A 21260-nucleotide genomic window follows, 5' to 3' on the forward strand; every position below is an offset into this window, starting at 1 on the left:
AAGAGGGTTATGAAGGAGGATTGTTGATGAAAACGGTAAAAATTTCAGTACGGCGTTTAGTGGAATTTGTTCTTAGAAGTGGCAGTATTGATAGCCGAATGACTAGTTCTAATCGAGCGCTAGAAGGTACGAAAATTCATCAATTGCTCCAACAAACAGCAGGAGAAGAATATCAAGCAGAAGTTAGTTTAAAACTCGACCGTACTGTGGAGGATGTAGCTTTTTCGATAGATGGTCGTGCGGATGGGATAATTAATGAGCGAACAATAGATGAGATTAAAACAACGGAAACCGTAATGGAAGAAATTACCGAAAATTTCCAGCCACTTCATTGGGCGCAACTTATTTGTTACGGCTTTATGCTCGCTGAAAAAGCAGATTTTTCTGAGGTCACGCTTCAATTAACCTATTATCAAGTAGCTGATGAAGAAATAAAGCAATTTAGACGTGTAATGAGTCGAGAAGAAATGGGTGCTTTTGTAGATGATTTGCTTTCCAAATATGCAGTTTGGGCAAAAATGTCAGTTGCTTGGGAAATGAAACGGAATAAGACAATTCAGGAGTTGGTATTTCCTTATAGTAGTTATAGGCGCGGTCAGAGAGAACTTTCGATTGCGGTGTACCGGACAGCAATATCAGGAGAGGATTTATTTTGCGAGGCTCCAACTGGAATTGGCAAAACAATGTCAACCCTATTTCCTTCAATGAAAGCAATGGGTGAGGGGAAGACGGATAAACTTTTTTACTTTACAGCGAAAACCATTACGAGACAGGTAGCAGAAGATGCGCTAGATGAAATGCGGCGGAAGGGGTTAGCGGCGAGAAGTGTTACGATTACAGCGAAAGATAAAATATGCTTTTTAGATGAGCGCAAGTGTGAACCGGATCATTGCCAATTTGCAAGGGGCTATTATGACCGGTTGAATGAGGCTCTATTTGATCTGCTTGGACAGGAAGAAGCAATAAGTCGGTCTGTTATAGAGCGGTATGCCCGAAAATACACTCTTTGCCCATTTGAATTGTCGCTTGATGTAGCGCTGTTTTGTGATGTGATTGTTTGTGACTACAATTATTTGTTTGATCCAGTGGTTTATTTAAAACGCTTTTTTAGTGAAGGTCCAGGAAAGTACACGTTTCTAGTTGATGAAGTGCACAATTTAGTAGATCGAGCGCGTTCGATGTTTTCGGCGACGCTGCGAAAATCACTCGTTATGCAAGTAAAGCGACAGTTGGACAAAAAGCTACACAAGCGGCTTTGGAAAACGGTTAATGAGATGAACAAAGTAATGATTTCAATCAACAAGAAATTAGTTGAAGCGGACGAGACAATTTATGTAAACAAAGCAGCACTGACGGAATGGAACGAGTCGGTATTAAAGTTTACGTTTGTTGCAAAAGAATGGCTGCCAAAAAATGCGCAATCGGAATCACAGACCGATGTGTTGGAGCTTTACTTTGAGGGCTTGCGTTATATGAAAATTGCTGAACTTTATGATGAACGCTATACTACGCAGATTACGCGCCATCGTTCGGACTTAGAAATCAAACAACTATGTTTAGATCCTGCTTTCCTGCTATCAGAAAAACTAAAACTAGGGTCTAATTCAGTACTTTTTTCAGCGACGCTTAGACCAATTGATTACTATACAAATGTACTTGGCGGAGAAAATGATACTAGTCGAATAGTTTTTAGTTCTCCGTTTGAACAAAAAAATATGCGTTTATTAGTGGCGGATAATATAAGTACCAAATATCAAATGCGTCATCAAAGTTTAGCAACAGTAGTTGAATCACTAAATTCGTTTATATCAGGGAAAAAAGGAAACTATTTATTTTTCTTTCCTTCTTTTCAGTATTTGCAAATAGTGTATGAGTTATTTAAAGCGAAATACCCAAATATCATCGTACAAAAGCAAGAGAATTCAATGGATGAAGTGCGACGTGAGGAATTTTTAGAAGTATTCAAAGTAGGGAATTCAGAGACTCTAGTAGGTTTTTGTGTTTTAGGCGGTGTTTTTTCAGAAGGAATCGATCTTCGCGGTGAAAGGTTAATTGGAGCTGCGATTATTGGGGTTGGACTTGCGCAACTAAATCCAGAGTCAGATTTAATTAAAGACTATTATAATGAAACAATAGGCCGAGGGTTCGATTATGCGTATCAAATTCCTGGGATGAATAAAGTGCTTCAAGCTGTGGGACGGGTCATTCGCGATGAAACTGATCGGGGAGCCGTATTACTAATAGATGAACGTTTTTCGGCAAGTCGTTATCGGGCATTATTTCCGGCTCACTGGAATCATGCAAAAATAGTCAAAAATACGCAAGAAATCACGCAGCAAGTAAGCGAATTTTGGCGAAATGATTAGTTTTCTAGTAGAATGAAAATAATTAGTCAGTTTTGGGAGGAAATTATGTATAAAATTATTGCAATAGATATTGATGGCACGCTTTTAAATGATGCACACAAAATCACACCAGCAGTTCGTGAATCTATTAAGGCGGCAAAAGCAAAGGGTGTGAAAGTAGTTTTATGCACTGGTCGGCCACTTGCTGGAATTAAGCAAAGTTTGCTGGAACTAGATCTTTTGGATGTTGGGGATTATGCGATTACATTTAATGGCGCAGTCGTTTTAGAAACCGCCTCTGAAAGAACGCTAGCAGATATTACTTTAAATAAAACAGAATTAGAAGAAATTTATGCATTTTGTCATGCAGAAGAAGTAAATGTCACTTATTTTGATGGGAAAAACATGTATGTACCAAGTCGAAAAATAACAGAAATTACTTGTCAAGACTCACTTTTATTACAAACGCCGTTATATCATTTACCAGTTGAGGAAGCGCCGGATGATATTCATGTATCAAAAGTAATGCTGCTTGATTCTCCCGAAAAAATAACCAATGTTATAAAAAATTTACCGTTGAAATTAAAAGAAAAATTTTATATTGTTCGAAGTGTTCCTTACAACCTAGAATTCTTGCAAAAAGGAGTAAATAAAGGTTCTGCATTAGAAAGTTTGGCAAATAAGCTTGGAGTAGACCAAAGCGAAGTAATTAGCATTGGGGACCAAGAAAATGATATCACTATGATTGAATATGCTGGTATGGGTGTCGCAATGGGAAATGCGACAGAACACATTAAAGAAATTGCCAATTATACAACGGCAACCAATAATGAAGATGGGGTTGCAAGTGCTATTCAAATGCTCGTATTAGATCGCTAAAAAAATACATCTGATGTCAGGTGTATTTCGATTCGAAAATATTAACAGCGCTTTATTTAATGGGCGAATATAGAAAGATACATAAGTAACCTAGGATGGAAGCTATTTTAGTACAATTAGAAAGGAAATGTTTTTTTATGGAAGTTTTTCTATCAAGTCTATCTTGCCAAACGCGTTTTCTTTTGTTATTGTTTTAGGAATAGTTTGACATTTTGAAAATTGAAGGGAGTATAGGGGCATGAAAATCACAAAAATTAAAACGCGCATCTTGCCAATTCAACTTAACGAAACGTTTAAGACGGCGCTTAGAGAAGTGAATCATGTAAATGTGGTGCGAGTATATATCCATTTTGATAATGGAATAGTTGGGATAGGTGAAGCAGCTCCGACTCATGTAATAACTGGAGATACAGAAGCGAGCATTATAAGTGCAATAAATGACATTTTCGCTCCGTTTTTAATCGGGCGTGAATTGGATGAAGAATTGACCATTTTAGATGAAATGAAACTACTTTTAATACATAATACAAGTCCGAAAGCGGCGATAGACATTGCGCTACATGATGCTTTGGCGAAAGCGAGTTCCAAACCACTATATGAATTTCTTGGTGGCGGGAATCCGAGACTTGAAACCGATTATACAATAAGCATTGGAACACCAGAAAAAATGGTCCATGATGCAGAAATAAAAGTAACAGAGGGGTTTCGGTCTCTTAAAGTTAAACTTGGACTTGATCCGGTGGAGGTAGAAGTCGCGAAGATTAGGAAAATAAATGATGCTTTAGGTGGGAAAATACCATTTCGGATTGACGCCAATCAAGGTTGGACGGACAATGAGGCAATACAAATTTTACATGAATGGCGCGATATTCCAATTGATTTCGTTGAACAACCCGTAAAAAGTTGGGATTTTGCGGGAATGGCGAAAGTGATTGCTCACACGAATATTCCCATTATGGCGGACGAGAGTTTATTCGGGATTCATGATGCGAAACGTCTTCTGGACGAAAAATGTTGCGATTTGTTAAACATTAAATTGATGAAAAGCTCCGGAATTAAGGAAGCTCGAGTCATTCATAATTTAGCGAGCGAATATAATGTGGGCTGCATGATTGGGACAATGATTGAAGGTTATGCAAGTTTATCAGCTGCAGCTCATTTTGCAGCGGCATCCAAACAAGTGAAATTTTATGACTTAGATGTGCCGTTTATGTGGAATCTACATGGTAAAAATATAACCGATATTGGGCTGGAAATCGGTCAAGGTCAAGTGCTTTTGACAGAAGAAAGCGGTATTGGAATTCCAGCATACTAATGAAAGAAGGGATATTATGAACAAAGTGGTTAGCCAAAGTAATGCTTTTCTTTGGAGAAAGAATGAAATGAATCCAGTTTTGGAAAGTATTTTAAAAGCGAGAAAAACAAGTGATCTAGTTCAGGTGACAAAAGAAGATGCAATGAAACTTTATGATGACAGCCTCGTGGACTCAGATCTACTTTATAATGACTTGGTAATTGTTGATAAAATGGAAGGTGAATGGGCGAAAGTGGTCGTACCTTCGCAACATAGTTTCCTTGATAAACGCGGCTACCCGGGTTGGATGCTCCTGGAGGATTTGATGGATATAGACGAAAAAGCAAGTGACGGCAAAAAATTAGCTGTTGTCGTACCAAAAACACAAATTAGTTATGAAGATGGAACGATTCGTGAAATATCATTTGGAACACTTTTTTCTAAATTGGCTGAGTCCGAAAATCATTATACGATTGAAACACCGCATGGTCCAGCAACTATTTCACGGACAGATGTCGCATTTCAAAATGAACCACGTGAAAATATTGGCGTTGAAGTTGTTCAAATGGCGCTCCAATTTCTTGATCTACCATATGTTTGGGCGGGTATTAGTAGCACTGGTTTTGACTGTTCTGGTTTTGCATTTACACTTTATCGCACTTGCGGGAAATACATTGGTCGCGATGCTACGGAGCAGTCATTCAAAGGGGAAAAGATAGACTACGCAGATGCCGAACCAGGCGATTTGCTATTTTTTGCCTATGAAGAAGGAAAAGGCGATGTCCATCATGTTGGAGTATACATGGGAAATGACGAAATGATTCATTCGCAAACGCCGGGTTCCAAAGTAATTCTAACCAAAATTACTGGGAGCAAATATGAACCAGAGCTTTGCGTTATATCGAGGCATCGCTAAAAAAGGGGAGTGGTAGTTTGAATACGTATATGGAAATCAACAAAACTTACGAGATGATTGATTCAAAGGCACTATATATATCAGACGAAAAACAGACGCTTTTTGCAGAAAACGAAAATCAGCTTTATACAGCGGCAAGTGTTATTAAACTACCCATTTACTTGTATTTTTTCGAAAAGATTAGTAATGGGGAACTAAATCTGCAAACGGAAATCCAGCTGTCACCTGACAGAGTAGTTGCGGGGGCAGGAATCATTCAAATCCTCCCTCAGAAAAGAACTTGGCGACTAGAAGAATTATTGCATTTGATGATTGCGATTTCTGATAATACTGCTACTAATCAGTTAATAGAACTAGCATCACTTCAAAATCTACAAGCATGGCTAGGTAAAAAAGGCTGGGAGAAAAGCGCCCGAATAGAACGTAAAATGATGGATTTTAAAGCTGCTGGAGAAAATAAAATCACTGCCAAGTTAGCTGTAACTATTTTTCAAGAAATTATGGAGCTAACCAAGAAGTATCCAAATCTAACCGAAACTATCCGGCGTCCATTTTTGAATCAACAGCATCGCTCGAATTTAACGGGTACTTTGGAAGAAGCGGGAATCGCAGGGCTTCAGATGTTAAATAAGACTGGAGAATTAAAAGATATTCAGCATGATGTTGCCATTTTTGAATACCAAGGAGAAATAAGATTTGTGGCGGCACTTACAAATAATACGGGACTTGAAGCGAACTCGACGGCTTGGATGCAGACAGTAGGGAAACAAGTATTTGCTCAAATAAATCAAAAATAGGGAGGAAGCAAAATGAAAAAAAGATTAGCACTTTTGTTTATCATGATTCTATCGATATCTACTTTTTTAATGGCATGTGGAGGAAACAAAGATGAAGCAACGAAATCACAAGGTAAAAAAACGCTGAAAATCATGGAAAATGCTGAAGTTTCTTCCATGGATTCGACGCTTTCGCAAGACGTCCCTAGTTTTACCGAACAAGGACAAGTTTTTGAAGGCTTGTATACGTTAAATGATAAAGACCAAGCAGTACCAGCTGTTGCAAAAGATATGCCCACGCTAAGTGATGACCAAAAAACATATACTATCCAATTACGGAAAGATGCTAAGTGGTCAAATGGAACAAAAGTTACTGCCAACGATTTCATTTTTGCATGGAAAAAACTGGCGAATCCAGATACAGCCGCTCAGTACTCCTTTTTACTTGATGGGACAGTAGAAAATGGCACAGATGTAATAAGTGGGAAGAAAAGTGTTGATGAGTTAGGCGTAAAGGCGCTGGACGATTACACCATTGAAATTAAACTCGAACAACCAGTACCGTACTTCACATCACTACTTGCATTTAACTCGTTTTATCCTCAAAATGAAGAATACGTCAATGAACAAGGCGATAAATATGCGCAAAGTAGTGAAAATATGATTTATAATGGTCCTTTTACAATGAAAGATTGGACTAATACAGAAAAAGAATGGACGCTCGAAAAAAATCCAGAATACTGGGATAAAAAGAATGTAAAATCCGACAAAATAGAAGTAACGGTTGTAAAAGCACCAAATACAGCGGTTAATTTGTACGATACGGGAAAACTTGATGTAGCAACACTTTCAGGAGATTACGCATCGCAAAAAAGCAACGATAAAGACTATCACTCTGAACTAGATGCTTATGTGACCCATTTAAAATTAAATCAAGTAATAGATGGAAAGAAAACACCGCTTGCAAATGAAAACTTGCGAAAAGCGCTATCTCTTGCTGTAAACAAAGAATCACTTACAAAGAAAATTTTAGCAGATGGTTCCAAAGCAATTTACGGCTATGTTCCAGAAAAATTTGTCACTAACCCAGAAACAGGCGAAGATTTCCGTAAAGAAAGTGGCGACTATATGAAACAAGATGAAGCGGAAGCCAAAACTTACTTTGAAAAAGCAAAACAAGAACTCGGTGGCGGTGAAATTACTGTTGAGCTGCTAAATTCAGATTTAGAATCTAGTAAAAAAGTAGGTGAATACCTTCAAAGTCAACTGGAAGCAGCTTTGCCGGGGCTTAAAATAAACTTGAAAACCGTTCCTAAAAAGAACTTACTTCAATTAACACGTGAACAAAATTATGAAATCGTTCTTTCTAACTGGGGACCTGACTTCCAGGATCCATTAACGTTCTTAGGAAACTATACAACCGGTAATACTTACAATGCGAGTAGCTACTCAAGCGCTGATTACGACAAAATGATTAAAGCAACCTCAACAACCCTTGCAACCGAGCCAGAAGAACGCTGGGAAACATTCATTGATGCAGAAAAACTACTTATTGAAACAGATGCAGCCATGATTCCACTTTATCAAACGGCTGTATGTAATTTGAAAAAAGACACGGTCAAAAGAATTGTTCACCATAATTTTGGAACAAGTTTTTCCTATAAAGGCGCATACGTAGAGTAAAAGGAGAGAGGAAAAATGAAACTTTGGATTTCAGTAGATATGGAAGGTATAAATGGTCTTCCAGATGACACTTTTGTAGATTCTAGCATGCGAAATTACACTAGAGGACAAAAGATAATGACCAGCGAAACTAACTGGGTTGTAGAAGAAGCACTTAAAGCTGGCTATGACGATATTTTAGTGAACGATAGTCATTCCAAAATGAATAATATTTTGATGGAAGATCTACACGAAGAAGCACGGTTAATTACTGGCGATGTGAAGCCGTTTTCGATGGTACAGGGACTGGATGCAAGTGCAGATGCGGCGATTTTTGTAGGTTATCACTCGCGCGCGGGACAACCAGGAGTGATGAGCCACACAATGACTTCTGGTGTTCGGAATTTTTACATTAATGATGTTGCGATTGGAGAATTTGGTTTAAACGCATACGTCGCAGGAGCATTCGGTGTTCCAGTTATTCTTGTCGCTGGCGATGATTGTATTGCTCGCGAGGCGAAAGAGCTAATACCTGGAATAGAAACAGCTGTCGTTAAAGAAGCCGTTTCTAGATCTGCTGCAATAGCTTTCTCACTAGCAAAATCAGAACAAATCATTCGTGAAAAAGTAGCCGTAGCTTTACAAAATAAACAAGCAATAGTGCTTACTCCGCCGGAAAAACCTGTCTTGAAGATAGAGTTTTGTAATTACGGACAAGCTGAATGGGCTTCTCTTGTACCAAGAACGAAAATAATCGATGAAACGACGGTCCAATTTGAAGCAAACGATATTTTAGAAGCCTATCAAGCGATGGTTGCAATGACTGAACTCGCAATGAAATGCGCTTTTTCTTAAAGAAGACAGAAGGCACTTGGGAACTGCCACTATAATTAGATACAATTAAAAAAGAGCACCTCAAATTTAGTAAAATAAATTTGGAGGTGTTTTCTAATGACAAAACATACATATTATTCAGTCGAACTAAAAATTCAAATTGTAGAAAGGTATCTTAGAGGAGCCAGTGCTGCTTCCCTTCGGAAAGAATTCCAAATTTCTAGTTCAGGAACTCTCTATACATGGAAAAAGTGGTATTTAGATGGAGAGATAAGCAGACTGAACAGTGTCTCTGGGCGTCCTTTAAGGCATGAATTGTCGGTTTCCGAAGAATTAAAACAGACAAAAAAAGAACTCGAATTATTAAAAAAGTATTTTTCTCAGGAAAGATGGTGATGCGTAAAAATATAGTTCTCTTTATGAAGCAACATGCAAAGGAATTTTCTATTACACAGCTTACTCGCTTATTTGGTATATCTAGAAGTTATTACTATCGCCATCGCTATAAAGAAATAGATACTTTATCTGATGTAGAGTTACGTATTCAAGAATTAGTAACCAAAAACCATTTTCTCTATGGTTATCGAAAAATCTATGCTTTAATTAAGAAAGAAATTCCGATAGGAATTAATAAAGTGGCTAAAATTATGCGTAATAGAGGATGGAACTGCCAGGCGAAAAAGAAAAAATTTAGAAAGCCAGGAACTATCTATAAGACGTTTGAAAACGTAATTGCTAAAAATTGGCAGGCAGAAAAACCACGCCAAAAATTGACAACGGATATCACCTACCTACCTTTTGGTAAATCTATGTTATATCTATCTACGATTATGGATACCTATAATAGTGAGATTGTAGCATACAAAATATCCGATCATCCAAATGCACAGCTAGCAGTAGATACTTTAAATCAGATTAAGACATTTCCTAAGGGAGCCATTTTACATAGTGATCAAGGGGCGACTTACACTTCGAAAGAATTCTTTCAAGTAGCTAAACAAAAAAACATTATCCGAAGTATGTCCCGTAAAGGAATACCTTCAGATAATGCCCCAATAGAATCATTTCATTCCTCACTAAAGTCTGAAACATTCTACCTTCATAAAGAACCCATAAGTTCTAATAACATTGTAATCGATATAGTTGAGAATTACATCTATTTTTGGAACAATCAACGAATCTTAGCCAAACTAGGCTATCTTTCGCCAATAGATTATCGAAAAAAAATGGCTTATTGAGTTGCTCTTTTTATATTGTGTCAAAAAATAGTTTCATTCCCATCTTTTTTTGCATCGCTATCCCTCTTTTTTAAAGTATCTAAAGAGACATTTTACAAACAGGTTAAACGGCGTAACAATCATAATTGTTGCTAAAAATAAGTCTGGTTATCTGACCTAAAATTCACAAAATGTACACAAAATGAACGTTTTTCATCTTGTGTACATATAAATTCTAAATTATTTACTGTATACTGGCACTAAATTAAGTTGATTTAACAAATTTGTAAAGGATGAGTTAAAATATGAAAATGGGCAGAAACTTTAAAAGAATAGGCTTTGTCTTTCTTAGTACAATTTTGCTTGTGAATGTGATGTTTCAAACAAATTTTGTAAAAGCGGCAACTAATTATGGTTCTGAACTTTTAAAAACGGTGGAATTACAAGATGCGGATGGTAACCCTAAAACAGATTTTAGTTATTATGAAAGTATTCAAATTCACTATACATGGGAAATTCCGAATTCAGCAAATGTGAACGCTGGAGATACAATGGAGTTCACTTTACCAAAACAATTGAAAATAGTAACAGACTTAAATGTTGTTTTAAAAGATGATGAAGGAAATACGGTGGGAAATGTAACTGCGACGAAGGCTACGGGTAAAGTAGTCGTGACCTTTACAGATTATGTGGAGAAGAAGTCGAATATTAAAGGTGACCTTAATTTCTGGAGTAATTGGGACAAAACAGTCATAAACGGAAATGAAAAAGTCGATGTTGATTTTCCGGTAGATGGGGATTATGTGACTATTCCTGTCGATATTGGTCCTAAAAACCAAATTAATCCAAATGAGACTTTATATAAATATGGTTGGGCAGATGAAAAAAATCCAGCACTAATCAATTGGGTTGTTCGTGTGAATTATGCGAAATTAAGTATTGATAATGCCATATACGAAGACTTTATCGGACCAAATCAAACACTTGATTTTAGTTCTGTGAAAGCCTATCATGGGACGTTTGATGCGGATGATAATTTTACAAGAGGAACACAAGTACCGGCATCAGCTATTACGCAGACTAGTGATGGTTTCAAGATTGCATTTGGAAATCTGACTGATTCGGTGAAAATTTCCTATTATACAATTGCGACTGATGGTGGTGTATCGTCCAATTACTCCAATAAAGGGATACTTTCAGGCGATAATTATGTTCCAAAAACAATTGAAGTTTTAACACCAACATCTGGTGGTGGCGGAACTGGTGAAGGCACAACTGGCTCCGTGGAATTAACGAAAACAGACAATACAGCACAAAAAAAACCACTGGAAAATGCCGAGTTTAAATTAGTGAATTCAGCCGGAGCTACGATAAAAGAAGGGATTAAGACCGGTGCAGATGGAAAACTTACGATTGCAGATTTGAAGTTTGATACGTATAAATTAATTGAAACCAAAGCACCAGTGGGTTATGAGTTAGATGCAAGCCCGGTAGAATTTACAATTGACGAAGCACATCAGGCATTATTCGTATCCAAAGAAAATACCCCGATTACAGGTTCTGTGACACTTGAGAAACTAGACAGTGAAACAAAAGCAAAACTGGCTGGCGCGGAATTTGAATTGCAAGATGCTCAAGGCAGCACGTTACAGACTAGTTTAGAAACGAACGCGGCTGGAACACTAACTATTTCAGACTTAACGCTAGGCGATTATCAGTTAGTAGAAACAAAAGCGCCAATCGGTTATGAGCTAGATGCAAGTCCGGTAAAATTCACGATTGACGAAACGCATAAAACTCTGAACGTATCCAAAGAAAATATGCCAATCAAAGGTTCTGTGACACTTGAGAAATTAGATAGTAAAACAAAAGTAAAACTAGCTGGTGCGGAATTTGAGCTGCGAGACGCGCAAGGAGCTACTTTGCAAGCTAGCCTCGAAACAAACGAAGAAGGAACCTTAACTATTGCAGATTTAGTACTTGGAGAGTATCAGCTAGTAGAAACAAAAGCGCCAATCGGTTATTTGTTAGATGCAACACCAGTGAAATTTGCAATTACAGAAGAAACATCGCACCTCGGTTTACTTGTGACAAAAGAAAACACCAAAATACCAGGAACATCAATTATTCCAAAAATACCCAAAGAACCACTAAAACCAGCAGTTCCTAGTAAACCTAAAACACCAATAGAACCACTAAAACCAGAAATACCAGGCACCCCAGAAACCCCCGATGAAATTGTAAGTACAGATAGTTCATCAGCTATATTGCCAAAAACAGGAGATTCCCCTCTTGTTAGCGGATTAGGATTACTATTAGTTGCGATTTCAGCAAGCGGGTTAATCTTATTTAGGAAAAAATAATAAAAATGGAACATAAGGCGAGACGATAATTCGCTCTATGTTCCATTTTTTATTTGGTTCTAGTTTTATCTTGTAAAACAGCTTTTAAAGAATGATAGGCTGGAATCGATAAGTTTAAATCCACACGATTAATTTGCTGGGCCATTTTTGGTTGGATACCGGAAATGAAAGCTTCGACTCCAAGCAGTTTGAGTACCGTCACTAAGTTATTAAGCATTTCTCCAAGGGCATCATCAAAGTACGATATACCCGATAAATCAATACAAAGCTGCTCCACGCCGAGTTTGACGCATTTAGTAGCTGTAATCTCAGAAATTTTTTCAGCTCTTTCTCGGTCGACGCGTCCCATTAAAGGAAGGATGGCTAGATTGTCAGTAATCGAAATGACTGGTGTGCTAATTTCTTCTATTAATCGGTGTTGTGATTCTAAATGTTGAACAATATCACGGTAATACATTGCTGAAAAAGCCTCATTGATTCGGTCGAAACCGTGGTTAACCATTGCCATACTAGAAGAAAAATCACATTTGGTTACTTCATCGTTTTCAATGCAAAAATCAGAAACAGCAGATAAAAATTCGCGGCGAAGTTTGTCTAGAGTGGTGATTACTTCTGGAAGCGGCACTTCATTTTCCATGCGTCGTGCGTACATGTTATCGAGCCATTTATCTAGTTTCGCAAAAAAAGCTTTTTTACCTGCAAAGTAAGAAATAATTAGATCGGCTGTTTGTTCGCTATCAGCACGCAGTTCATCTTTATAGCGCGGAGAATAAACAAAACTAGTATAAGTGTTTTCGTTTTCATAGATTTTGGATAGCCAATTAGTTATAATTTCTTCGGTATGTGCCCTTAAATAAAGTTCCATGCTTCCGTTTGATTCATTCATACCAGACAGCCCCTTTAAGTCTAAGTATAGAAACTACTTTTCCTTTATTCTATGCTCAAAAGGGTCTACTGTCCATGTAAATTTTGGAAAAAAAGCTAATTTATTCAAATTGTAATATTATTTAACAAATTCATCATTATTTTTTGTTAAAATTCCGAAGCTATTTGGGGCTTGTCATGGTATAATATTACAATATGGATAGAAAGGAAGTTTTTTGTGGGATTACAGGATGAACTTACAGTGATGCAACCAGTGGTCATGAAGATTTTTTCAAAAAGTGTCCGCGAAAATCGGTTATCGCACGGTTATTTATTAGAAGGAGCAAGTGGCACAGGAAAAAAACGTACGTCACTTTGGTTAGCTCAAAGTCTTTTTTGTTTAGAGCCTACTAAAACAGAACTTGCGTGCGGCGAGTGTGCGAATTGTACCAGAATAGCCAGTCATAATCATCCGGATGTTCATTTGCTAGAGCCAGATGGTGCTAGTATCAAAATCGATCAAGTCCGTGCGTTAAAGCAAGAACTAAGTAAACGCGGGATGGAATCAGATCGAAAAGTCGTTATCATTTACGATGCAGAAAAAATGACTGTTCAATCAGCCAATAGTCTGCTGAAATTCATAGAAGAACCAGAGGGCGGGTTGTTATTACTGTTTTTAACAACAAACCCGGGACAAATCTTGCCAACTATTCAATCAAGGTTACAACCAGTGACATTTAAATCGCTAACATTTGATAACCTTGTAGCTTCTTTAACTCGCGTTGGTATTTCTGAACAAAAAGCGCGGATTTATGCTAGTATTACAGGGAGTACAGAGCAAGCAAAGAATTTTGAAGAAGATGAGTGGTTTGGAGAAGCAAGAACTACCGTAATCAAGTTATATGAAGGATTGCATCATCAAGGAACTAGTCCGTTAATTATCATTCAAGAATCATGGATGCCGCTTTTTAAAGAGAAAGATAAGATGGCACTTGGTCTTGAGTTGTTATTACTGCTATACCGAGACAGACTGCACCTTACGCTTGATGGAAACTACGAGCCAATTTGCACAGCGCAAAAAGAAATGCTCGCGCAAGACGCTTTACGCAAATCGTTGTCTGAAACCACAGGGGAAATCGAGAAGATTCTCACTGCGAAATCAAAGCTAGATTCCAATATGAATGTGCAACTTCTAATGGAACAACTAGTTCTTGAAATTCAAGGGAGGTAATCGCTATGCTTAAAATTGTAGGCGTCCGTTTTAAAGACGTTGGTAAAATATATTATTTTTCACCTGGAGAACTGGAAATCACAGAAAATCAAGGTGTTATTGTGGAAAATGCACAAGGAATTGAATTTGGGAGAACCGTCATCGAGCCACGTTATGTGGACGAAGAAGACGTTGTATTACCTTTAAAGAAAGTGCTTCGAGTAGCGACAGAGGCAGATTATAAGTGTGTTGCTGAAAATGGCGATTCTTGTCAGAAAGCCTTTTTATTATGCGACGAAAAAATCCGCGAGCGCGAACTAGAAATGAGCTTGGTGGATGTTGATTACACTTTTGACCGTAATAAAATTATTTTTTATTTTACTGCAGAAGGTCGTGTCGATTTCCGGGAGCTTGTTAAAGATTTAGCTTCTGTTTTTCGGACACGTATTGAGCTTCGCCAAATTGGAGTTCGTGATGAAGCGAAATTACTTGGTGGGATTGGTCCATGTGGGCGGATGCTTTGTTGTTCGACGTTTCTTGGTGATTTCGAACCAGTATCCATCAAAATGGCGAAAGACCAAAACTTGTCCCTTAATCCAACGAAAATTTCTGGATTATGTGGACGTTTAATGTGCTGCTTGAAGTACGAAAACGATGAATATGAGCAAGCAAAACGTGAAATGCCAGATGTTGGTGTGAAAGTTAAAACTCCAGAAGGCGCAGAAGCACGTGTTTCGGGAATCAACTTGCTTTCTAGAATCTTACAAGTAAGTTTGCCCGAAGAAGAGACGGTTATAGAATACGAATTGGATGAATTACGTCCATTTAACGATTTTCTAAAACAACCGGCAAAGTCTTGAGGTGAAAAAATTGGATAAAAAAGCTATTTTTGACTCAGTCAGTAATATGGAGGAGCAAATTGGCGAATTGTATCAGCAACTTGGAGATCTAAAGACAAACTTAGGTGAGATGTTGGAGGAAAATAACCGGTTAAATCTTGAGAATGAGCATTTGCGACGTAGGCTTTCTTTGACAGATGAAGTATCTTCTGAAAAAGAAGAAGAGGCGGTTCATGGAGTAATGGCGCCAAATCGTAAAGAAGCAATGCAACAAATGATTGAACTCGGGGAAGGTTATGATAATCTTGTCCAACTTTACAGAGAAGGATTTCATGTCTGCAATGTGCATTTCGGCAGTCCGCGCGGCAATGATGAAGATTGTTTGTTTTGCCTATCCTTACTTAATAAAAAATAATAAGACGAGCCTTTCTCGATTTTGGAGGAGGGTTTTTTGCTAGAGAAGGTGGATTATTTGGAAAATCTTAAATTAATAGGTGATGAAAGGCTAGACTATTTGCTAGCTGAAAATTTGCGGATTATTCAAAGTCCGTCTGTCTTTTCTTTTTCAATTGATGCGGTACTTTTAGCAAAATTTAGCTATTTGCCAATTCGTAAAGGGAAAATAATTGATTTGTGTAGCGGGAACGGGATTATTCCGTTGTTACTAAGCACCCGGACAGAAGCACAAATTGTGGGAGTCGAAATTCAGCCGCGCCTTGCAGATATGGCGAAACGAAGCGTTATCTACAATGAGCTCGAAAGTCAGATTGAGATGATTGAGTATGATTTGAAAAAAATTACTGATATTATCCCGAAAGAACGTGCCGATATTGTGACTTGTAATCCGCCGTATTTTGCGGGTCCAGATACAAGTTTGAAAAATGAAAATGAACATTACCGAATTGCTCGTCATGAAGTCATGTGTACGCTTGAAGACACCATTCGTGTTGCATCAAACCTGTTGAAACAAGGTGGCAAGGCTAATTTTGTTCACCGTCCTGAACGGCTCCTCGACATTCTTGATTTAATGCGAAAATATCGTTTAGAGCCAAAACGGATTCAAATGGTGCATCCGCGTTTGGACCGAGAAGCAAATACCGTGCTTGTCGAAGGAATCAAAGACGGCAAACCCGGCGTGAAATACATTCCACCAGTTATTGTATACGATGAAGCTGGCGAATATACCCCAGTAATAAAGGAGATTTTATATGGCGAAAGCGAGTGAACATTTCTTTTATGTGCTAAAATGTAGTGATAATTCTTATTATGGTGGTTATACGACAGATGTTGCGCGCCGAGAAGCGGAACATAATGCCGGAATCAGATGTAAATATACCAAAACACGCCGCCCAGTAAAAGTGATTCATTTTGAAAAATATGCAACGAGAAGCGAGGCAACAAAAGCAGAATCAGCCTTTAAAAAATTGTCGCGCAAAAATAAAGATGCCTATTTAGAACGGGAGGAGAATGAATGATTAAAAGTCAAAAAAGTTTTGGCGGGGTTCAGGCAGGAGCGCTCTATTTAGTGCCAACGCCAATTGGAAACTTAGAGGATATGACTTTTCGTGCAATTAACATATTAAAAGAAGCAGATATTATCGCTGCGGAAGATACAAGAAATACCATGAAACTCTTAAATCATTTTGAAATTACGACCCGAATGACGAGTTATCATCAGTTCACGAAAGAAAATAAAGAGGAAAATATTATTGAGCGGATGCTGAGCGGAGAAGTTGTTGCTCTTGTAAGTGACGCGGGAATGCCTTCGATTTCTGATCCGGGCTATGAACTCGTTCAAAGTGCGCTAAATGCAGATATTCCAGTGATTCCACTCCCGGGAGCAAATGCCGCACTGACAGCATTAATCGCTTCAGGACTCGCTCCACAACCATTTTATTTTTACGGCTTTTTACCACGCCAAAACAAAGAACGAACACAAGCAATCGAAAAACTCGCAGCTCGCGAAGAAACATGGATTTTATATGAATCGCCACACCGTTTGAAAGAAACGCTAAAAGCAATTAGCAAAATCACCGGAAATGACCGTAAAATCGTTTTATGTCGTGAACTAACGAAACGATTTGAAGAGTTTTTGCGCGGTACGGTAGAAGAAGCGCTTAACTGGGCGACAGACGAAGAAGTACGCGGCGAATTTTGCATTATAATAGAAGGAAACGATAATCCGCCACTTGCAGATGAAACACTTTGGTGGCAAGAGTTAGATATTAAAACCCATGTCAGCACAGTAATGGAACAAGAAAATATTAGCTCCAAAGACGCGATTAAAACAGTCATGAAAGCGCGAAACTTACCAAAGCGTGAAGTTTATGCGGCTTACCATGAAATAAAATAAAACCATGCGCGAAGTCCATCAAAACAGGACAATCGCGTATGATTTTTTTATAACGAATCCCCAAACCGCCGCTTAATCTCCTCCATCAACTCCGCAGCGCCTTCTTTACTAAGCGTCAATTTGCCATCCGCGAATTTTTTATTATCCACAGAAAACTCTCCAGTAACATCACACACCAAACCAGCAGAATATTTCTTTAAAATAATTGCTTCATCATCAATAAATATTTCAAGTGGGTCTTTTACATTTAAATTCATGGTGCGTCTGATTTCAATCGGAATTACAACGCGGCCAAGTTCATCAATTTTTCTTACCATTCCAGTTGATTTCATTTTTTCACCTTCCCCGTAATTTTCATTCATTTTAACAGATTATCATTAGAATAGGAATGATTTTGAGGTAGAACGGGTATAGACCACAAGTAGAGAAAAATTAGGGGGAAAAACATATGAATATAGTTATTGCATTAATTCCAGCAGTTATGTGGGGGATTATGCCGCTAGTTGTTTCAAAAATTGGCGGAAAACCACGGCAGCAAATTATCGGAACAACCTTTGGCGCATTGCTTTTCGCAATCGGCGTTTTTATTTTTACAAATCCAGAATACACAACGACGATTTTAATTGCTAGTTTTGTTTCAGGGGCATTTTGGAGTTTAGGTCAAATGAATCAATTCCGTGCCTTTACCCAGGTTGGTGTATCTAAAACGATGCCACTTTCGACTGGGATGCAACTAGTCGGAACATCACTTTTTGGTGTCTTTGCTTTTCATGAGTGGGGAACAACATCGAAATTAGTTATTGGATTTTCAGCATTAGCACTTATTATTTTTGGGATATTTTTAACAAGTTATCAACAACATAAAGACGAAAACTCTGGTCAAAATATGAAAAAAGGACTTATTACTTTAGTTATTTCATCGGTTGGATATGTCGGGTATGTTGTTATAACACAGTGGTTTAATATTAGTGGTTGGGATGCAATTTTACCGCAAGCTGTAGGGATGGTTGTTGCAGGATTATTATTTTCCATTAAATCATCTGAAAAACGTTTTACAAAGCAAACTTGGTTAAATATGATCCCCGGTGTTATGTGGGCTACCGGTAACTTAGCGCTTCTATTCTCTAATAAATTAGTCGGAATCGCAACTGGATTTTCGCTTTCTCAAATGGGGGTGGTCATTTCGACCATTGGGGGCATTCTTTTCCTAGGTGAGAAAAAGACGAAGAAAGAGTTGGTTCTTGTTATCATCGGGGTCATTCTAGTGATTGTTGGTGGAACAATGATAGGAATAGCAAAAAGTTAATCCTTAGTATTCAGCATACTATTTGTTATAATCAAGTTATATTAAATTTAAAGGTGGTATTGTAAATAATGGATGTAAACCTACAAGTAAATGCAGAAACTGTCAAAGAATCTTATGTTTATTTATTGTCACGTTATCTCGTTTTACGGCAAGAAAATTTTGATATTAAGCAAGATAAAATACCTTATAATGTGTTGAAACATAATACAATCGCACCAGCCGACGCCAATTTTGTTAATCCTAATTTCGATGTTGTTTACTCTGAAACATGGCTTGCTGTTGACGATAATCATGCAGTTATACTAGAAGTTCCAGAAATCAAAGAACGTTATTACACGGTACAGCTTTTAGATGGTTGGGGCGAAGTAGTGACGAATATAAATGAACGGAATTATCCAGAGCATCCATTTGGCAAATTTGCCTTTATCAAAAAAGGTACCAATCCAGTTGTCCCTGATGACGCCATAAAAATTGAATTGCCTGCTGAAAAAGTGAAACTACTTCTTCGGGTAGAGCAAAAGGGGGATCCGGAAGGCGCTGTAAAACTACAAAAACAATTCAAGTTAGATGCGCCAACGGGCATTGAAATTCAAGAGCCACTTGAAATACCACCTTTTACCAATGCAGCTTTCCTAATGGAAGAAATTTACGATAATTTAGAAACAGTTTTAGCAAGCTACCCAGATAAAATGCCGAAAGCACCAGAGTTTCAAGCAAAAGCAAGAAAGGTAGCAGAATATATCGCACTTGGAGATGAACAAAGAGCGGAAGTGAAAAATTTAATTATTAAAGAAGCAATTCCTTACTTCCTAGCTGGAGCGAAGGGATTTGGAACACAAAAAGGTGGTTGGTCTGTTACATATGTTGCTGGAGCGTTTGAAAATGATATTTTAGCACGTAGTATCATTGATTTTGGCGGATTATGGGCAAATACCATTGACGAAGCACTATATTTCATTGGTCAAACAGATTCAAATAAAGAAATGCTAAGTGGAGATAATACCTATAAAATCCATTTTACAAAAGAAGCGTTACCTGAGAAATTAGTAAATAGCTTTTGGTCGATTACGATGTATAGTGTTCCAGACTATCACGTTATTCCCAATAAGTTAAATAAATTCAGTATAAATAATTATTCTGATACGAAATTAAATGACGATGGAAGTCTAACACTATATCTAGCACCTGAACAACCTGCTGGAGTTAAAGAAGGAAACTGGCTGCCAAGCGAAAAAGGAAAAGATTTCTCGCTGAACTTCAGATTATATGTAGCAAAACAAGAGGTACTTGAGGGCAAGGTGTTTTTACCTCCGCTTGAACGTATTTAAATAGTTAAAGTTATAAGCCGAGTATGGTAGCTACCTGTTTGTAAGGTTTCTCATACTTGGCTTTTTATTTACAATAATCCCCTAGAATCCTCTATCTTCTTCCCGTTATTTCCGCTATAATAAAGTAATTGAAATCCATAACAAATGGTCAACAAGGGGGATAACGATTTGAATATCATGATTGCGCTGATTCCTGCGTTACTTTGGGGAACAGTACCGCTGATTATTACCAAATTTGGCGGTTCAACAAGGCAACAAACAGTAGGAATGACACTTGGGGCGTTAATTTTTGCAGTAATCGTTTTTTTCTTTACGGACCCGGTTTATACACTCAAAACAGTCGGCATTAGTTTTTTGACAGGGTGTTTATGGAGCGTTGGACAGATGTTTCAATTACGTGCTTTTAAAATAATTGGTGTATCTAAAGCGATGCCGATTTCGACAGGGATGCAGTTAGTTGGAACGACGCTTTGTGGTGTTATTTTATTTCATGAATGGGATACGACATTACGTATTATACTTGGTTTTATTGCTTTGACTTTAATTATCGGCGGTATATTTCTTACTTCTTATGCGGAAAAAGAAGAGGATGGCTCTAGTGCTTTAAAACAAGGCTTGATTACGCTAGTGATTTCATCTGCTGGTTACGTCGGGCTAGTTGTATTAATTCAAGGCTTTAAGATTGATGGGATTAACGCGATATTACCACAAGCGATTGGGATGGTTTTAAGCGCGCTAATTATGACGAGCAGTGGTGGGACAGAAAAACGTATCAACAAACGAACGCTGCTGTTAGTTATCCCGGGAATGATTTGGGCGGCAGGTAATGTTGCGATGGTACATGCTAATCAACTTGTCGGCGTGGCAACGGGCTTTTCGCTTTCACAATTAGGCGTGGTGATTTCAACGATTGGTGGCATTGTACTACTAAAAGAAAAGAAAACAAGAAAAGAAATGATATATGTCATTGTAGGCGTTATTTTGGTTGTTCTTGGCGGAATCTTAATCGGTGTAGCAAAAGGAGCTTAATTAATTATTTCGTTTAGCAAGAAAAATGATATAATGATACTAATT

Annotated in this window: 21 protein-coding genes; 19 read left to right on the plus strand and 2 right to left on the minus strand. The window is 37.8% G+C overall.

Annotation, left to right across the window (positions count from 1 at the left end; genetic code table 11):
- Nucleotides 1-26 precede the first annotated feature (26 nt).
- The 10 genes from CKV67_RS00645 to CKV67_RS00690 all read left to right on the plus strand — a co-directional run bounded on the left by CKV67_RS00645 (nt 27) and on the right by CKV67_RS00690 (nt 12286).
- The gene (locus CKV67_RS00645; protein WP_025279698.1) at nt 27-2366 is read left to right on the plus strand and encodes a helicase C-terminal domain-containing protein; all 2340 of its coding nucleotides are present in this window, start codon (nt 27-29) and stop codon (nt 2364-2366) included.
- A 45-nt stretch (nt 2367-2411) separates the two neighbouring features.
- Nucleotides 2412-3224 carry a sugar-phosphatase gene (gene yidA / locus CKV67_RS00650; RefSeq protein ID WP_014091691.1) on the plus strand — a complete coding sequence of 271 codons (813 nt, stop codon included), beginning with the start codon at nt 2412-2414 and terminating at the stop codon, nt 3222-3224.
- A gap of 238 nt (nt 3225-3462) precedes the next feature.
- The gene (locus tag CKV67_RS00655; RefSeq protein ID WP_014091692.1) at nt 3463-4539 is read left to right on the plus strand and encodes a dipeptide epimerase; all 1077 of its coding nucleotides are present in this window, start codon (nt 3463-3465) and stop codon (nt 4537-4539) included.
- Between the two features lie 16 nt (nt 4540-4555).
- On the plus strand, nt 4556-5434 hold the full coding sequence (locus CKV67_RS00660) for a C40 family peptidase (RefSeq protein WP_025279699.1): 879 nt from the start codon (nt 4556-4558) through the stop codon (nt 5432-5434).
- A 17-nt stretch (nt 5435-5451) separates the two neighbouring features.
- A complete protein-coding gene (locus tag CKV67_RS00665; protein ID WP_014091694.1) occupies nt 5452-6231 on the plus strand; it encodes a serine hydrolase in 780 nt (259 codons plus the stop codon).
- A gap of 12 nt (nt 6232-6243) precedes the next feature.
- Nucleotides 6244-7893, plus strand: coding sequence for a peptide ABC transporter substrate-binding protein (locus CKV67_RS00670; RefSeq protein WP_014091695.1), 1650 nt, complete (start codon nt 6244-6246; stop codon nt 7891-7893).
- A gap of 15 nt (nt 7894-7908) precedes the next feature.
- Nucleotides 7909-8727, plus strand: a complete 819-nt coding sequence (locus CKV67_RS00675) for a M55 family metallopeptidase (protein ID WP_025279700.1) — start codon at nt 7909-7911, stop codon at nt 8725-8727.
- A gap of 96 nt (nt 8728-8823) precedes the next feature.
- Nucleotides 8824-9102 carry a helix-turn-helix domain-containing protein gene (locus CKV67_RS00680; protein WP_014091697.1) on the plus strand — a complete coding sequence of 93 codons (279 nt, stop codon included), beginning with the start codon at nt 8824-8826 and terminating at the stop codon, nt 9100-9102.
- Nucleotides 9096-9944 (plus strand): IS3 family transposase, encoded by an 849-nt coding sequence (locus CKV67_RS00685; RefSeq protein ID WP_077905817.1) that lies wholly within the window; start codon nt 9096-9098, stop codon nt 9942-9944. The genes CKV67_RS00680 and CKV67_RS00685 overlap by 7 nt, the downstream gene beginning before the upstream one ends.
- 284 nt (nt 9945-10228) lie before the next feature.
- Nucleotides 10229-12286 (plus strand): SpaA isopeptide-forming pilin-related protein, encoded by a 2058-nt coding sequence (locus CKV67_RS00690; protein WP_014091699.1) that lies wholly within the window; start codon nt 10229-10231, stop codon nt 12284-12286.
- A 49-nt stretch (nt 12287-12335) separates the two neighbouring features.
- Here CKV67_RS00690 and CKV67_RS00695 read toward each other — a convergent pair whose 3' ends face one another.
- The gene (locus tag CKV67_RS00695; RefSeq protein ID WP_014091700.1) at nt 12336-13172 is read right to left on the minus strand and encodes an STAS domain-containing protein; all 837 of its coding nucleotides are present in this window, start codon (nt 13170-13172) and stop codon (nt 12336-12338) included.
- Between the two features lie 216 nt (nt 13173-13388).
- Here CKV67_RS00695 and holB point away from each other — a divergent pair, with 216 nt between their 5' ends.
- Genes holB through rsmI form a run of 6 tightly spaced genes read left to right on the plus strand, consistent with a single transcriptional unit; the run spans nt 13389 to nt 17552 of the window.
- Nucleotides 13389-14381: a DNA polymerase III subunit delta' gene (gene holB, locus CKV67_RS00700; RefSeq protein ID WP_014091701.1), complete on the plus strand. Its 993-nt coding sequence runs from the start codon at nt 13389-13391 to the stop codon at nt 14379-14381.
- Nucleotides 14382-14386: 5 nt separating this feature from the next.
- Nucleotides 14387-15220, plus strand: coding sequence for a PSP1 domain-containing protein (locus tag CKV67_RS00705; RefSeq protein ID WP_014091702.1), 834 nt, complete (start codon nt 14387-14389; stop codon nt 15218-15220).
- A 10-nt stretch (nt 15221-15230) separates the two neighbouring features.
- The gene (gene yabA, locus CKV67_RS00710; protein WP_014091703.1) at nt 15231-15614 is read left to right on the plus strand and encodes a DNA replication initiation control protein YabA; all 384 of its coding nucleotides are present in this window, start codon (nt 15231-15233) and stop codon (nt 15612-15614) included.
- 57 nt (nt 15615-15671) lie between these two features.
- On the plus strand, nt 15672-16424 hold the full coding sequence (locus CKV67_RS00715) for a tRNA1(Val) (adenine(37)-N6)-methyltransferase (RefSeq protein WP_014091704.1): 753 nt from the start codon (nt 15672-15674) through the stop codon (nt 16422-16424).
- Nucleotides 16408-16674 (plus strand): GIY-YIG nuclease family protein, encoded by a 267-nt coding sequence (locus CKV67_RS00720; RefSeq protein ID WP_014091705.1) that lies wholly within the window; start codon nt 16408-16410, stop codon nt 16672-16674. Before CKV67_RS00715 ends, CKV67_RS00720 begins: the two co-directional genes overlap by 17 nt.
- Complete coding sequence (rsmI, locus tag CKV67_RS00725) at nt 16671-17552, plus strand: 16S rRNA (cytidine(1402)-2'-O)-methyltransferase (RefSeq protein ID WP_014091706.1); 882 nt, start codon at nt 16671-16673, stop codon at nt 17550-17552. Before CKV67_RS00720 ends, rsmI begins: the two co-directional genes overlap by 4 nt.
- A 47-nt stretch (nt 17553-17599) precedes the next feature.
- Here the strand turns inward: rsmI and CKV67_RS00730 are convergent, their stop codons facing one another.
- Nucleotides 17600-17884, minus strand: a complete 285-nt coding sequence (locus tag CKV67_RS00730) for an AbrB/MazE/SpoVT family DNA-binding domain-containing protein (protein WP_014091707.1) — start codon at nt 17882-17884, stop codon at nt 17600-17602.
- Nucleotides 17885-18000: 116 nt separating this feature from the next.
- On the opposite strand from CKV67_RS00730, the gene CKV67_RS00735 reads away from it, so the two are divergent.
- The 3 genes from CKV67_RS00735 (at nt 18001) to CKV67_RS00745 (ending at nt 21215) form a co-directional block, all read left to right on the plus strand.
- On the plus strand, nt 18001-18858 hold the full coding sequence (locus CKV67_RS00735) for a GRP family sugar transporter (RefSeq protein WP_025279703.1): 858 nt from the start codon (nt 18001-18003) through the stop codon (nt 18856-18858).
- Between the two features lie 68 nt (nt 18859-18926).
- On the plus strand, nt 18927-20186 hold the full coding sequence (locus CKV67_RS00740) for a DUF1214 domain-containing protein (RefSeq protein WP_014091709.1): 1260 nt from the start codon (nt 18927-18929) through the stop codon (nt 20184-20186).
- 168 nt (nt 20187-20354) lie between these two features.
- Nucleotides 20355-21215, plus strand: coding sequence for a GRP family sugar transporter (locus tag CKV67_RS00745; RefSeq protein WP_014091710.1), 861 nt, complete (start codon nt 20355-20357; stop codon nt 21213-21215).
- Nucleotides 21216-21260 lie beyond the last annotated feature (45 nt).

Origin of the sequence: Listeria ivanovii subsp. ivanovii (genome assembly GCF_900187025.1) — a bacterium.
Lineage (GTDB): Bacteria > Bacillota > Bacilli > Lactobacillales > Listeriaceae > Listeria > Listeria ivanovii.